Here is a 14,752-nt window from a genome sequence, read left to right on the forward strand (position 1 = left end):
GTGTCGAAAGAAATTTTGGTAAACCGTATTAATGTTCAATTTAACGATGAGCAAATTGATGGACGCTTTGATTTTTTTAAAATCAACTGTGATCTGAGAGGCAAGCAAGCTTATGGCAAGGCTGTGACGACAATTTACGAGGAGGTAAAGCCATTGTCTCTTTGTAAGACACAGTATGGGTACGCCGTACTTGTTGAAAAAGGTGCAGCCCACACTCTCAATGACTCTAACTATGCGGTTACCCGTCAAACCTCAGCGGATATGGCGATCAGTTCTAAGGCTAAACTGCTCATCGGTGCATTACCAGTACTGCAAAGCGATCACCAAAAGTGCTCCGAAGGGGCTGGGCTTTATTATCTATGTGATGTTGAACCTGTGCGAAAGGTTGATGTACTACGAACCTATGAAGTAAAAATCGAGTATGAGCAAAAACAGCATCTCGTATTGAACATAGTGTCTGCCACATTTACTCCTGTGAGTTATCACACCAATGCTGAAGGCAAGTTATATGGTGATTGCACCTACTTACCCAAGTTGAAGTTCGACCAATGGACTCAAGAACTCACTCGCTCTCAAGAAGGGGAATACATTAAGAAAAGACATCGTGACAAAAAGATGAGTGGGGAAATGGTCTCGTTAGATACGAAGAACCCGGGTAAGTACTGGCGATCAAAAATGGGTGTGTTGGCAACGTTTATGGAAGACGTCAAACGCTATCTTTCTGATTATATGCAGATCGAATTTGAAACCTTGTCCCCCCAGTATCGTGCTCGATTCAAAGATCAGGACATCAAGTTGGCTTATCGTGCCATCGATGGCCTACTAACAGAATACCCAATTAACATAGTTAATCTAACCGATTGCGATTGTATTGAACTGGAACATGCTTTAGAAAAAGATGGATTTCGAGTCACTCATTCCGCGGATGTCAAACCCAAGACATTGAACCTGGCGATTCACCATGACCAAGACTACTACGAATCGAGAGGCTTGCCTGATCCATATAAGCAATTGCGAGCCGAAACGGATGTGATCATTCAATCTGCTTACCCTCAAACCCTCATTAAAAAAGGAAAACTGTCACAATCCCAGTATGAAGCGTGTAAGAAAGAGCTTTTCGTGAAACTAGAAGCGATGAATGGTGAACTCTTACTGGTTAGGCCTAAGGGAAACTGGCTATTTGTGTTATGCCATCAAATAGATAGAAACACGAAAGTCTATGATACCCTGCTCGTAAATGGCGGTAAGCTTTCCTTTGAACGAGTTGATGAACGCAGAGCTCAAGATCTATTCCTGCTGGATTTACCACGGCAGCTTAAAAATAATGAGCATGCTGTTGTTGATTTAGCGTCGAGTTATGCCTTTATTTTTGAAGATACCAAGTATGTAGCACTACCTGAGTATCAACAGTTAGCGAAAGTAATGAGTGAGCTTGCGGACGGCTACGCCAGCGGCATTAAGCGCACTTGGGTTGAAGAATTTCTCAAACGACTTAATGCAGGTGATATTGAAGTGGTTAATCCTAAAATGGTAGCAGATCGCTTGCAAACACTCCTACTTCGAAATCCAGCCTCAACGACCTTGTATAAAGAGGCGATTTTTAATGATAAAGACAACGCCATTGCCTACAAGGGTAGCCTACAAACCTTTTTCGATTGGGTTGCCGAAGAAAAAGGACTTCGTCTAGCGGCGTCATTGAAAGGGCAAGACTCTGGGCTTATAGAGGCGTCACTAGGTTTTTTCTATAACGATGAAGAAAAGCTGTATTTTGTTGGCGATAAAGACAATGTCAAAAGCGTGCCTCGATTCTGCCGCATCAGACGAATTTTGACTGACGCTGAAGAAACCCCGGAGGAGTTACTCAAGATGATGAGGGTTTTCCATATTCGTCATAAGCAAGCAACGGTATACCCATTCCCATTTAAACACCTGAGAGAATTGGCTTTGCCGGTAAGTACAACATCTGAGCTTAAGGAAATAGAGTCAATATAGCGTATGAACGGTGCTCATCTTTGTTTTCAGGGTTTAACGCGGCGAGATATACTCCCTATTTTCGTTTAAAAGCTTTGTTAGCGACATTACGGCTCAATTCATGCCTCGTGTGTCAACTTAAGAATTGCCCAATGGCGTGCCAGCTTAATCACAGCTAGCACGTTTGTGCCCCATTCGTTGTTAGACTTGCACTATCTCTCAATTTATATCGCGTTTCTTTGACTTACTTTTACTCATCTTTGTACTGTAATAATTAACATGATCATTCAATCATATGAGGTGGTTATCTATGTTCAACATAAACAGAACTCCTGAAATAAAGGAAGCAAGAGAAAAGTATGATCGCGCTTGTCAGCATCATAAGGAAATGGCAAAGCTTCATCGAGCAGGTGCAGTCAGTTCTGAAGACTTAAAAGAGGCGATAGACGATATGCGACAGGCACAAAATGAGCTGGATGCAGTAAAAAGAGCATAATCACTCCATTTACTCGTTAATACATCTCAGATATGAAGCCTCCCAAGCGAGCTGGCTTTTGTCGCTAACTCAAACCTGCCCCTTTATACGCTAGACCTTTTACTCATTCACATGCTGTTAATGTGTGTTTGCTTTACCAAAACTTATCCATTCTTATAGCACTGTTCACTGCTAACCCTTTTGCTGTATTACGGGGGTAAATCTCACCATGGTTATAAGGTTTGATACAAAGCAAACCACAGCTAATGCAATAAAGTTATTATGCAATTAGTTTAAACTGCTGATAATGTTAATAGTGGTTCAATGTTAGCCAATGTACAGAGCGTTATGTCGTTTTTTTTGAGCATGAAAGGGCCGTTCAACATACTCAATTTCATAACTAAATCAACATAGATAGCTATCAGTGTTGAGGTTATCTTTTCATTAATATGCGGAGTTAAACTTGAAAAAAATTGATCTCCACTTGCACACAGTTTCAACAATTAGCGATGCTGATTTTACATTTTCATTATCTAAGTTGTGTGAGTATATTTCGACGGCAAAACTGGACGCAATAGCTATCACAAATCATGATATGTTCGATTTAGAACAATTTTATCAAATTGATAGTGCTGTCGATTGCGTAGTGTTTCCAGGAATAGAAATTAATCTCGACAATGGTCACGTTCTTCTTATCTCAGAAAATCAAGACCTAGAAGACTTTCAGCTCAAGACTATGGAGGTTACTAAAAGAATCAGAAACATTGGTGATTCTATATCTACGAGTGACCTGCATGAAATCTTTGGCGATCTTCATAAATATCTGATTATTCCTCACTACGATAAAAAGCCATCTCTATCAAAGCGTAGCCTTAGTGAGCTAAGCGATTACATTTCAGTTGGAGAGGTTGATAGCCCTAAAAAATTTATTCGTCTTTGTAAAGACGAGTCTGAATTAACACCTGTTTTATTCAGTGACGTAAGGCTCAAAGAAGGGTTGCGTACATTTCCTCCGCGTCAAACTTATATTGATTGTGGGGAGGTTACCTTAACGTCAATTAAATCGAGTTTGAGGGACAGAACAAAAGTTGCACTGTCAGAAGCTGATGGTAACCGACTTTTTCAAGTCTTTGACGATGGTCTGCATTTGTCTACTGGTCTTAATATCATTCTTGGAATGCGTTCTTCTGGTAAGACTGTTACGCTTAACCGAATTCACCAAGAGTGTGAGAATGTAAAATATATACCCCAATTTTCTCTCGTTCAGCGGGATGATGCTAGTTATGATAGAGAGTTTAATCAGGGACTTGCTAGAGAAAAAAGTAATTTTTCGGACAAGTATCTGAGCGCCTTTAAGGGCGTACTGGATGATGTAATCGACATCGACATCGAGCAAAACAGACGTAAGGTATCTGACTACCTCGACAGCTTGATGAAACTAGCTGACGATGCAGGAAAACGTGATGCATTTTCAAAATCCTCTCTGTTTAATGAAAGCCTTTTTGATATCACTGATGATAAAGGTCTCAGTGATCTTATCAACTCTACTCGACTGCTCATTGATAATACAGAGTACAGAGCTGTCATTGATAAACATGTTAACTTAAATGGACTAAAAGCACTTATTTGTGAGCTTATAAAAATATTCCGAAGAAAGAGTCTTGATAGGAAAAAGAAAGGCGCAGTCAACGATATAGTGAGAGATGTAAAGAATAAACTTCAACTTCGCTCATCGTCAACACAAATTAAAGATGTTGATTTATACAAAGTAATTTCGGAACACCAAAAGGTTAAAAGATTTAATGAAATCACAAAGCTCTTGCAAGAAAATAAAGTAATTCAAAAAGAGTATGTGCAAAATTTTACGGTTATTTGTAAACAACGTCCTTTTAATGGTGCTGGTGAAGTAAAAAACGTTAGTGGAGTGAAAACCGCTTTTAAAGATGCGTTTGACCAATATCTATCACCATATAACTATTTAGTTGAGTTGAGAAATAACGAGGCTTTGACTCCATCTGAATTATATAAATATTTTACGTGTATAGAGTATGAGATCCTAAACAAAGATGGCTTTACGGTTTCTGGAGGTGAAAGGTCTGAATTTAGATTACTTCAAGAAATTAAAGATGCACAGAATTTCGACTATTTGCTGATAGATGAACCCGAATCATCTTTTGATAACCTATTCTTAAAAGGTGAGGTAAATCAGATTCTTAAAGATCTATCTAAGACAATGCCTGTTGTTGTCGTAACCCACAACAATACTGTAGGAGCCTCTATAAAACCTGATTATATAGTTTATACATCTAAGGAAATTGAAGATGGAAAAATCATATACCGCAGGTACTCTGGGCATCCATCAAATGTCCACCTAAGTTCTGTTGATGGGAAATCAATAGACAATTTTGACATAACAATGAATTCTCTAGAAGCTGGCGAGAATTCTTATAATGAACGAAGAGGCGGATATGCAAGCATTAAAAATTGATAATAACCAAGGTTACTTCTTAAAAGATAACGATACTTATGAATTTATTGATAAACTTGATAAAACAGCCTTGCTTCATTTGGTAAGCCTATCCTTGGAAGATGATTTTTCAATTGAAGATTACGATGAGACCAAAATTAGAAATCAGGCTCATGCGATTATTTATAAAAGTGTAAGCGAAAAGTTGTTAGATTTATTTGAAAAACGTCAACAGTTTAAAGATGAATCCGAAGGCCTCTATAGGGAGGAATATGAAAAATATAGTGTGGAGAGCCTATAATCATCTTCTAAGTTTTACTTAATCAAACAGAGCTTTTAGCTAGCGCAAGTTTACCGCTTGCGCTGGCTCTCATACCTATTTTTCATACCCATGGTTATTCATGGTTTGCTAAATAAGTTATGTCACTGACACGGAAATGTCCAAAAGCTTTCATTTCGGCACCTCGTTAGATGGTGCCGAAAATCAAGCATCTTGAGTGCTTACTGGAAAACTACCCAGTACTGGTACTCAGGTACCAAGCTATTATCAATGCCAGCGTTATCAGGCCTACTGTTGCAAGTTTATATCTTTTTATCAATTCTTCTGCTTTGTCGCCAGCAACATACACGACCAATGCAATACCAAAGTACCTCATAGCACGAGATAGTCCTGTTGCGAGTAAAAACAAAGTGAGTGAAAAGTGGGTGGCTCCTGCTGCCAACATAGCAATCTGGAATGGGATGGGTGCGACGCCTAAAGTCATGACAAACCAGAAACCTTCGGTATTCATTCGTAGTATGACAGCATCTAGGCGTTGCTCTGTTATCCAGTGTGTTATTATCCAATCTCGTAGCAGTTCGAAGGTGTAGTATCCAAGCGCATATCCAAATAGCGCACCGACAATACAACCTAAGGTTGCCATAAGCGCAATTCGCCAAAGTTTATCTCGTCGTTCCTGAAGCAGTGGAATAAGCAAGGCCTCCAATGGTACGGGAACAATCGTTGACTCAAGAAATGAGGCAGTGAAAACACCACCCAACATATACTCAGACTCAATCAGGTCTTTGGTTTTTCTTTTCAGTTTTTTAACCATGAAAACGACATCCTTCAGAGTATTTAATGGTACTAATTCAGACCCAAGGGACATTGATAGACCGTACCAGCACGCGCCATTGATTTCCACCACACTAGCTATACACTCAGGAGCCAGTTAAAGATTTTCGAAGCTGTTCTGTCTGGGATAAAACTCGAATATATCCGATGCTGCACCAATGAACATTATCAGCTCACCTTTCCTCGTTACGTGCTAGGGCCTGAGTCTTGTTGCCAATAAAACATCTCTAATGTACCAAGCATATCCACTGCCCATCAATCAGTTACCGTGAAATTGGTAATAATGACGCTGTACGTGTGTCGAGTATAGGTGACCAATCGACAATGTCATCGAGGCTGTCAGATAGTTATGATTGAGTGTATAAGCACTTTGTGAACATCCAGTTAAGTCGTCATATCGCTATTATGTGTCAGCCGTTAACCCTTATAACTAAAGGGCTAACTTACTGTGGACTTTTCGTTGATTCTCTTAAGCTCGGAGTCTAAATTAAGCATTAGGTAACGAGCTCTATTAAAAAGTTAAGTGCGAATGTGAATAATAGCCTGATTAAGATCATCGACGTTTTGCTGTAAGTCGATCACAATCGGCTCCAGTTGATTGATTGCCTCGTTCATATCGGAAGAGAGGTTTTTGATATTGGCCAAATTGCCAGAAATCTCATCACTCACCGCCAACTGCTCTTCTGTTGCAGCGGCAATTGATGAATTGAGTTTGTGAATTTCAATGGCAGACCCCTGAATAGTACTCAGTGCATCGTTGGCAACACTCATGTTTGAGCGCGTCGACTGCATTTTGTCCGCGCTACTGTGAATCGTCACTGTCGACTCTTTGGCTTTTTCTTGCAGCGTTGAGACGATACTTTCAATTTCACCTGTCGAGTCTTGCGTTCGCTGAGCGAGAGAGCGCACTTCGTCAGCGACGACAGCAAACCCTCTGCCTTGCTCACCCGCACGAGCCGCTTCTATCGCTGCGTTAAGCGCCAAAAGATTCGTCTGTTCGGCAATGGCTTTAATCACGTCCAGCACATTACCGACATTGTTTGACTCTTCGGCCAACTGCTGAATAATTTGTGAGGTATTAGTAAATTCCCCTTCTAACTGAGCAAATTCGTTAGACGTTTTATCGAACACATTTTTACTAGTCGTCGCATCTTTTTCCGCACTACCCGCGTATTGCTCGGCCATAGTGGTACTCTCTGCGACGTTAGACAGTGCCGTTGTCATTTCTTCCATTGCGGTCGCCGCCATTTCCATCTCTTGATTCTGCTGATTTGCCATGTCTATGTTTTTCTGAGTGATGGATTGAATAGACTGAGAAATGTCGGAGATTGTCGCATTGACCTGATTAATCTTACTGATGGTCTCACCATAACTGACGAGCACTTTATTGATGGTCGTCCCTATAATACCGAGCTCATTGTTACTCTTATCATCAACCCGTAGGGTTAAGTCTGAGTCAGTATCAACTTGTTGAAGCGTCGTTGCCATTTGGTCAATCGGCTTGACTACTCGACGGTTAACCAGAAAATAACCAACAATCGCAATAACAAACACCGCAATCAAAGAAATGTTTCCGATGAGAACCGTCATTTGAACTTTGTGCGCCGCGCTCTCAAATTGGTGGTTGGTTCGTGACTCTAACTCTTTAAAGAAAGTATCAATAGGCGCCATGATTTTGGCTTTTTCTTGGTGGTATTCTTTGCTGTGCAATAGATTCGCTGCCATGACTAAGTCTGGTTCACCTCGGCGAGTATAATTGCCTGAACTGTCAGGGTAGAGCCCTTTCACTGCGTTCATTGCTTTCACTTCCATATTGACTAAGGCATCAGAGTTTTTCTGAGCTTGCTGCAAGAGTTTGAATTCAGATTGGCTAAAGCCCAGATTTTCCATCATCCGCTGTAGAGAGATACGCTTTCCGTCGGGTTTGGGCTTCTGACCATAATTCAGTACAAGATCCCAATAGATCGTGTGATAGTTCTCTGGGCGAGGTTTCTGACCATTGCGAATGGCCAGTATGTCCATATACATTTTTTCGTAGGCATCATCAGCCGTTAGAACATAGGTTCGCCCTAAGCGAGTCAGGTCATCAGAGCTTTGTCGAAGTTCATCTGCAGCTTGATAAGACTGATAACGAATTTGCGCCATCTCATCGACTTTTTTCAGTAAATCGTTTAATTGCAGCACTGTCACGACACTGATCACAATGCCTAGGGCTATCACCCCAAACACCAACTTCATGGTATTGTTAATGTTCATAGTGTTGATTCCTTTTACTCAATAAATCAACCGACGTTGTTTTTATCTCGTTAGGTAATGGCCTAGTCGTTGTTATAAATTCAATACTGACTTTGAGTGGCGGATACCTTGCTCCTTTATAAAGTTTAATGTAATCCCCCCGTTTTCTAATGGACACTGCGGTCTTCTTGAAGCGATTCAAATAGAGGTCCTGTGCTCGTCGTTGCTGTGAGCAGCAATCGCTTGCGCTGGTTTATTTCTGCCGAAAGTCGATAACATTGAGTGCCGGTGTGTTTTGGGCTAACCAAAAATCTTGACTTTGCGGTTTGCCAAAATAATAGCCTTGTTGCATTGGGCAGTGCATTTTGCTCAATAAATCAGCTTGTTCTTGAGTTTCAACGCCTTCAGCGACGGTGGTCATTCCAAGCGTTTCTGCCATAGTGATGATGGCATTGACAAAAACGTTGTCTTGGGAATCAACGGCTAAATCACGAACAAACTCTTTATCAATTTTCACGATATCGATGGGGAAGCGTTTTAAGTAGCTTAGGCTCGAGTAACCTGTGCCAAAGTCATCTACAGCAAGTAAAATACCTTGCTGTTTTAGCTTGTTGNTGGGAATCAACGGCTAAATCACGAACAAACTCTTTATCAATTTTCACGATATCGATGGGGAAGCGTTTTAAGTAGCTTAGGCTCGAGTAACCTGTGCCAAAGTCATCTACAGCAAGTAAAATACCTTGCTGTTTTAGCTTGTTGAGAACGGATAGGTTTTGTTGCCAGTTTTCCATTAAGACGGACTCCGTAATTTCAAAGATAAAGCTGGAAGCGGCAACGCCTTTTTCTTTTAATAATTGCTTTACTTTGTCGCCAAATTTTTTATCTAACAATTGGGCAGCGCTGATATTAACCGACAGCCTTGCATCATGGTTTGCATAGCTGACTTGTTTTATAAAGTCGCAAGCTTGGTTTAAAGTTTCCATCCCTAATTCGTTGATTAACCCCATCTCTTCTAGTTGCGGAATGAAGTCCGATGGCGGAATATCATCCCCTTCATGATTCCAACGGCACAGCGCTTCCCAATAGAGAATCTGATAATCAATACTGGTCACAATAGGTTGAAAATGAAGGTAGAACTCTTTATTTGTAAGCCCAAGACGCAGTTTCTTCTCGCTTTCAATTCTATTCTCTACATCTCGCTCAATATCRGAACARTAGAAYTGAAARCGGTTYCTGCCATTTTCTTTGGCTCTGTACATTGCAAARTCTGCCCGTTTTAGCAGCGATTCCACATCGCTTCCGTCTTCAGGACACAGGGTAATACCAATGCTGGGTGTCATTTGAACGTTTTGACCTTCAAGTAAGATGGGATGAGMGATTTCTTCAATCAGTTTTGAGGTAAAAGTCGCCACATCTCGYTTGGAGGTAAAAGCATCAAGCAAAACCACAAACTCGTCACCACCGACACGAGAAACGGTATCCACTTTTCTTGTGAAATCGTCTAGCCTTTTTGCCACTATCTTTAACAGCTCATCTCCCGCATGGTGCCCAAGAGAATCGTTAATGGTTTTAAAGTTGTCTAAATCGATGTAAAGAAGAGTAAAGCCCACTTTCTTTCGTTGGTAATTCAGGCAAGCAATGGAGATTCTATCAGTCAAAAGCAGTCGATTAGGCAGTTCCGTGAGYGCATCATGCTGAGCAAGATATGAGAGCTTCTGTGATAGGGTTCTTGCTTCGGTGACATCTTGAAAGATCATGACTGAGCCGTGTAAGTTGCCTTGATGGTCAGTAATGGGCGTCACTGAGCCCTGAATCGAAAAAACGGAGCCACTCATATTTTTGAGTGCAGTGGTCTCAGGTAAAGCAAAAGTGATGTGGTTTCTTAGCACTTTGCTTAACGGGTTTTCTAGGTATGTCCCTGTTTTTTCATTGATCATAAAAATGGTATTCATAAACTGACGACCTTTCACAAGGTCTGCGTTGATGTCTAAGATCGCTGAAGCTACAGGGTTAATGAAGGTGATTTTCTGGTTGATATCTGTGGTGATCACACCATCGCCGATCGAAGTCAGCGTGACTTCCAACAGTTCTTTTTCTTTTGCCAATGAGCGAGCCAGAGCGTATTCCTTGGTTTTATCTTTCAAGACCGCCATGGATCGATCAGACGTTTYTTCRTTCCCTTTTTCTAAAAAACCGGATAACTCGACATCAATAACKTCTCCTGATTTGCATATCATCTGGTAGTGAATGTTCGAAATTTTCCCAGTCTTAAAAAAAATCGGCAGAATGACTTCTCTTGCAAGTTTTGCACTGGCCTCTGTTAAAAAATCCGTTGAGGGCCGCCCAATCACTTCATGTCTTTCGTAGCCTAACAACTTTAGCCATTCGTCACTGACGGACACCAGTTTTCCATCATGCCCGATGGAATGCATAGCGGAAGGCGTTTTTTCATACAAATTAATGTAACTTTGTTTGGCTTGTTTCAATAATGCATTCGCGTGTTGAGTCACTTCAACACTGACTGAGAGAAAACTAGGGGTAATAAATGTCAATAACATCGGCACGTAAAAGAAGAAGGCTTTATTGTCATAGTCGTGAGTAATGGGGTGATAGACGCCATTGGAGGTGATATAGGTCGTGAGTACGCCAGTGAGAGCGATTGCAACGCTGAGTGTRGMGAAGCGAGAAAAGATAGCGGCGAAAGATAAGAAAGCRCAAAGGTAAGCGTATGGGTATGGTAGGAACATAAARCYACCATAGGTGACAAAGATACTGAGCCCWATAATGGCTAATTCCTTTGGCTCTAAGAGTTCACGCCATGAATTAATMGTGGCCTTAGATAACAAGAGCAAGCATAAAGGGAAAAAAGTGATGGCACCGACCATGCTTCCCAAGATCCAAACATGCCAATACTCCATCACGGATTGTTCATAACGAATACTCAAGGATATCGCACCGAATAATGAAGCAAAAAAAGCAGGGACTATACAGGTGGAGGTAAGGCATCTTATGAATGCTGRCAAGTTTTTTAGGCTGTGAGCCATATCTTTTGATTGCCTGATCATCCAAGCAATCAAGAACACCTCACACATATTGGCGGGAACAAATATAAGTGATGAGACTAAGCTGTTGCTAAAKGGGTAATCGGCGGCGACATTAGCGACTAGGGTGATAACAAGGCACGCCAGCCATGTTCTTACTGGCAACTGAGCAATAATAAATCCTGCAACAATGTTTGGATACCAAACCGTTGCCAAAGCGCCTTCTCCACGACTGAGCACAAGAGAAAGCATGGCGAGCAACAAGTAACTGACAAAAAGGCATAAGTAAGTAGGTAGAGTATTGNTTACTGGCAACTGAGCAATAATAAATCCTGCAACAATGTTTGGATACCAAACCGTTGCCAAAGCGCCTTCTCCACGACTGAGCACAAGAGAAAGCATGGCGAGCAACAAGTAACTGACAAAAAGGCATAAGTAAGTAGGTAGAGTATTGRTAGGTGGTTTTTTTGTCATGTTGGTTAGCCTGCACACAATGATGGCACCATTGCCCAGACAAAGTATAGATTATGCGTATGCAATTTGTTTATTTGTATATTGCGACTAATGGTTTTATTTAGCCTGTTAGGTCGCTTTCTCTACCGAGTTTCTTCGCACTACAGTAGGTGAGAAGATCATTGTGCCACTCTCCAAAGGGTCTTGACTCGCTAAAGACAATGCAAGACGAGCGGCTTTATCGGCCATCATTTGAATCGGGTAACGTACAGTTGTGAGGTGAGGATGTACATAGCGCGCAATTAAGCCATCATCGAAGCCCATCATCGACACCTGCTGCGGTACTTGAATACCATTTGCATCAAGAACCGATAGTGCACCAGCCGCCATGTAATCGTTGTAAGCGATTACCCCACTGATTTCTAGTGACTTAGTCAGCAAATTGGTCATGGCAACTTCACCGCCATCGTTATTCGGCTCTCCGTATTCGATATAGCTGGTCGGCAACTCAATATCATGATCTCTTAATGCAGCAAGGTATCCTTCAATGCGTTGCTGTGAGTCTTCGATGGAATGGTTAGAGGCAACACAGGCAATCTTGGTATGACCGTGACGAATCAAGTATTCCGTTGCTAGGTAAGCCCCTTTATGGTTGTCGAGCGAGATACAACGTTCCGCCAACTTGGGTATATGACGATTGATGATGACCATACCTTTGACTTCTTTGGCGTAGCCAATCAATTCTTCATCGGACAGGCCTTTAGCATGGATGACGAGGGCATCACAGCGATTGTTAATCAGAAGCTCGATCGCTTTTCGCTCTTGCTCCGCGTCGTGATAACCATTGCCAATCAAAATATGTTTACCATGTTCATGAGCAACAGTGTCGACGGCTTTAACTAAAGTGCCAAAAAACGGATCGGAGACATCACTAACCAGCACACCCATGGTATTGGTACTTTGACTGACTAATGCGCGTGCAGCAGCATTGGGACGATAGCCAAGCTTTTTCATTGCTTTAGTGACGGAGTCAATGGACGACTGGCTAGCTTTCGGGGATTTGTTGATTACGCGAGAAACCGTTGCGACAGAAACGCCCGCTTCTTTTGCTACGTCCTTGATCGTTGCCATTTTTTTACCTCATAAATTGAACCTGAACATTAAACACTGTTTGTGAAAGTGAAGCAATTTGAGACATTTTTTACTGTGATAGATACAATTTTTACCACTTCTAATAGTAAGAACTAAGCTTTAGTGTAAACGTTATCTTTTAGTGAAATTTATTTAGGCTTTATTATGGATGCGATTGCTGACACTGATTTTTCAAAACAGGAGAGGCGTACAGGCAAGCTCATTGAAGTTGCCCGTCATCAGAATGCGGACAAACTGTCATGGTTCAAATCAATGTTGGGGAAGGTGACAGTAGACCGTGACAAGCCTAGTGCCTATTACACTGAACAAGAGCTGATGAGCAAAGAAGTGGTGAGGTTATGTAATTCCACTAAGCCAAGGGCGAGGTAAAAGCTCTAAATGTTTGTTGCTGTGTTCTTAAACCAGTGACGAGTGTTATTTAGCCAAGAGTTGCCCTCTACACTTTGTGAGTAAATCCAGTCTTATTATTTATTTAACGGATGTGATTTGGGTCACCATATGAAATATTGATGGTTTTATTTGTTAGCAATATACCTATATTCACCCGCTGGCTTTTTCTCAAGCCGTATACAGAAATAGGAATTAGAATGAATAAACAATTATTAGCGGCTCTAATAGCAGCCGTGTCATTTCAGGCAGTTGGTGCGGAAAGCGTAGAGACACAGCAGGCTGGACGTGGTCACCTTGCAAATGGCTGGTATTTAGGCGCAGATATCATTGATACTGATCTGAATACCAAGAATTGGGATGGCGCGAGCTCTACTGGTGAAGTGTCATCTACGAGCGCTGCTTTGGCGATTGGTTATAACTTCCACATTGCTGACACATTTGTTGTTGGTTTCGAAGGTGAGTACGCTTATTACGGCTCTTTTGATGTGGTATTAAATAATAGTAGTACGGTGAGGAATCTGAATTTTTCTGCTTTTAATTTGAACGTAAAACCTCAATTCTATTTTGGTAACTCCGATTTCTACCTAGGAGGAATCTTTGGTATCGGTGGTGTTGGTGCTGAAAACGAGTCCAATGGTTCTACGGCTTCTGGCTCTTCAGTGCTTTACGGTGTAGAAGCTGGATATGCATTCAATAACCATTGGAGCATTAACGCTGGATATCGTACAACAACGGCAGAATATGATAATGCTGACTTCGATATGGACACAATGTTCTTAGGTCTTGACTACAAATTCTGAACGCCATTCTAGCGAATAGAGGAAGGGAGCATTACGCTCCCTTTATTAGTTTATCAATCACCGGATAATGGTGTTCTTCTACGCCGGCGAGGTTGCCATACTTAGGTGCATGCCGGTCGTCTTCTCGTGGGAAGTGCCAGCCGATGGTGTGCTGAATAAATTGTTTGGCAAATTGTTCGGAAATCTCCAGACACCCTGCTAATACGGTATCGACATAGGTTTGCATGATAGGGCTCAGGCTACATGGTGGCTCTGGGTTGTCTTTGATATACACCCAAACCTGATCATTGGCATGAAATGGGTTATCGCACTCAAGCTGTGAATGGGGGACTTCCACTCGATGGTAGCCTCGTTCGCGAACATCAAATTCACTTAGCTCATCTTCGCTGATTTTGAGTAATACGCCATTAACTAAACCTTCGCCTTTATTTACGACCAGCGGCGAAAGGATATAACTGTCATCCACTTTACCCCAGTAGCGTTTGAAGCCGTGAGCGATGGCAGGTAAAGCTTGGGCGGTTTTTCCTGTCAGTTGTCTCGATGCGGAGTTCATTAAACTGCCGTAGCCAAAGATGTAAATTGCCATGTATTTTCCTTCTGTGTTCAACAAACAACCTAAAGGTTTTTACCACAAAAGAAAAGACCCCGTAAAAA

The 14,752-nt window shown here is 41.6% G+C and carries 11 protein-coding genes and 1 pseudogene; 6 read left to right on the forward strand and 6 right to left on the reverse strand.

Features of this window, described 5'->3' with window-relative positions:
* The 4 genes from L1D23_RS13760 to L1D23_RS13775 all read left to right on the forward strand — a co-directional run bounded on the left by L1D23_RS13760 (nt 1) and on the right by L1D23_RS13775 (nt 5,214).
* Nucleotides 1-1,992: a hypothetical protein gene (locus tag L1D23_RS13760; RefSeq protein WP_239867194.1), complete on the forward strand. Its 1,992-nt coding sequence runs from the start codon at nt 1-3 to the stop codon at nt 1,990-1,992.
* 289 nt (nt 1,993-2,281) lie between these two features.
* Nucleotides 2,282-2,467 (forward strand): hypothetical protein, encoded by a 186-nt coding sequence (locus L1D23_RS13765; RefSeq protein WP_239867197.1) that lies wholly within the window; start codon nt 2,282-2,284, stop codon nt 2,465-2,467.
* A gap of 442 nt (nt 2,468-2,909) precedes the next feature.
* Nucleotides 2,910-4,934, forward strand: coding sequence for a PHP domain-containing protein (locus L1D23_RS13770; protein WP_239867199.1), 2,025 nt, complete (start codon nt 2,910-2,912; stop codon nt 4,932-4,934).
* A complete protein-coding gene (locus L1D23_RS13775) occupies nt 4,915-5,214 on the forward strand; it encodes a hypothetical protein (RefSeq protein ID WP_239867202.1) in 300 nt (99 codons plus the stop codon). The genes L1D23_RS13770 and L1D23_RS13775 overlap by 20 nt, the downstream gene beginning before the upstream one ends.
* 211 nt (nt 5,215-5,425) lie before the next feature.
* On the opposite strand, the gene L1D23_RS13780 is transcribed toward L1D23_RS13775, so the two are convergent.
* From L1D23_RS13780 to L1D23_RS13800, 5 genes are all read right to left on the reverse strand, one after another.
* Complete coding sequence (locus L1D23_RS13780; RefSeq protein WP_239867205.1) at nt 5,426-6,007, reverse strand: VTT domain-containing protein; 582 nt, start codon at nt 6,005-6,007, stop codon at nt 5,426-5,428.
* Nucleotides 6,008-6,546: 539 nt separating this feature from the next.
* Nucleotides 6,547-8,283 carry a methyl-accepting chemotaxis protein gene (locus L1D23_RS13785; protein WP_239867208.1) on the reverse strand — a complete coding sequence of 579 codons (1,737 nt, stop codon included), beginning with the start codon at nt 8,281-8,283 and terminating at the stop codon, nt 6,547-6,549.
* Nucleotides 8,284-8,515: 232 nt separating this feature from the next.
* Nucleotides 8,516-8,887 (reverse strand): EAL domain-containing protein, encoded by a 372-nt coding sequence (locus tag L1D23_RS22255; protein ID WP_275667308.1) that lies wholly within the window; start codon nt 8,885-8,887, stop codon nt 8,516-8,518.
* Entirely contained in the window at nt 8,835-11,777 is a 2,943-nt protein-coding gene (locus L1D23_RS22260; protein ID WP_275667309.1) for an EAL domain-containing protein, read from the reverse strand. Before L1D23_RS22260 ends, L1D23_RS22255 begins: the two co-directional genes overlap by 53 nt.
* Nucleotides 11,778-11,885: 108 nt before the next feature.
* Nucleotides 11,886-12,887, reverse strand: a complete 1,002-nt coding sequence (locus tag L1D23_RS13800) for a substrate-binding domain-containing protein (RefSeq protein ID WP_239867211.1) — start codon at nt 12,885-12,887, stop codon at nt 11,886-11,888.
* Nucleotides 12,888-13,052: 165 nt separating this feature from the next.
* Between L1D23_RS13800 and L1D23_RS13805 the strand changes: the two are divergent.
* Both L1D23_RS13805 and L1D23_RS13810 read left to right on the forward strand, forming a co-directional pair.
* Nucleotides 13,053-13,305 (forward strand): annotated as a pseudogene (locus L1D23_RS13805) (tRNA-binding protein); the annotation flags it as partial.
* 190 nt (nt 13,306-13,495) lie between these two features.
* On the forward strand, nt 13,496-14,098 hold the full coding sequence (locus L1D23_RS13810) for an outer membrane beta-barrel protein (protein WP_239867214.1): 603 nt from the start codon (nt 13,496-13,498) through the stop codon (nt 14,096-14,098).
* Nucleotides 14,099-14,129: 31 nt separating this feature from the next.
* Here the strand turns inward: L1D23_RS13810 and L1D23_RS13815 are convergent, their stop codons facing one another.
* On the reverse strand, nt 14,130-14,684 hold the full coding sequence (locus L1D23_RS13815; RefSeq protein ID WP_239867217.1) for a gamma-glutamylcyclotransferase family protein: 555 nt from the start codon (nt 14,682-14,684) through the stop codon (nt 14,130-14,132).
* Nucleotides 14,685-14,752: the final 68 nt, after the last annotated feature.

Origin of the sequence: Vibrio sp. Isolate24 (assembly GCF_022398215.1) — a bacterium.
GTDB lineage: Bacteria > Pseudomonadota > Gammaproteobacteria > Enterobacterales > Vibrionaceae > Vibrio > Vibrio coralliilyticus_A.

What these genes read in the sequence shown, in the direction of transcription:
- L1D23_RS13775 (WP_239867202.1), top strand. Translation starts at nt 4,915, where the DNA reads ATGCAAGCATTAAAAATTGATAATAACCAAGGTTACTTCTTAAAAGAT.
- L1D23_RS13815 (WP_239867217.1), bottom strand. Translation starts at nt 14,684, where the DNA reads ATGGCAATTTACATCTTTGGCTACGGCAGTTTAATGAACTCCGCATCG.
- L1D23_RS13800 (WP_239867211.1), bottom strand. Translation starts at nt 12,887, where the DNA reads ATGGCAACGATCAAGGACGTAGCAAAAGAAGCGGGCGTTTCTGTCGCA.
- L1D23_RS13785 (WP_239867208.1), bottom strand. Translation starts at nt 8,283, where the DNA reads ATGAACATTAACAATACCATGAAGTTGGTGTTTGGGGTGATAGCCCTA.
- L1D23_RS13810 (WP_239867214.1), top strand. Translation starts at nt 13,496, where the DNA reads ATGAATAAACAATTATTAGCGGCTCTAATAGCAGCCGTGTCATTTCAG.
- L1D23_RS13765 (WP_239867197.1), top strand. Translation starts at nt 2,282, where the DNA reads ATGTTCAACATAAACAGAACTCCTGAAATAAAGGAAGCAAGAGAAAAG.
- L1D23_RS13780 (WP_239867205.1), bottom strand. Translation starts at nt 6,007, where the DNA reads ATGGTTAAAAAACTGAAAAGAAAAACCAAAGACCTGATTGAGTCTGAG.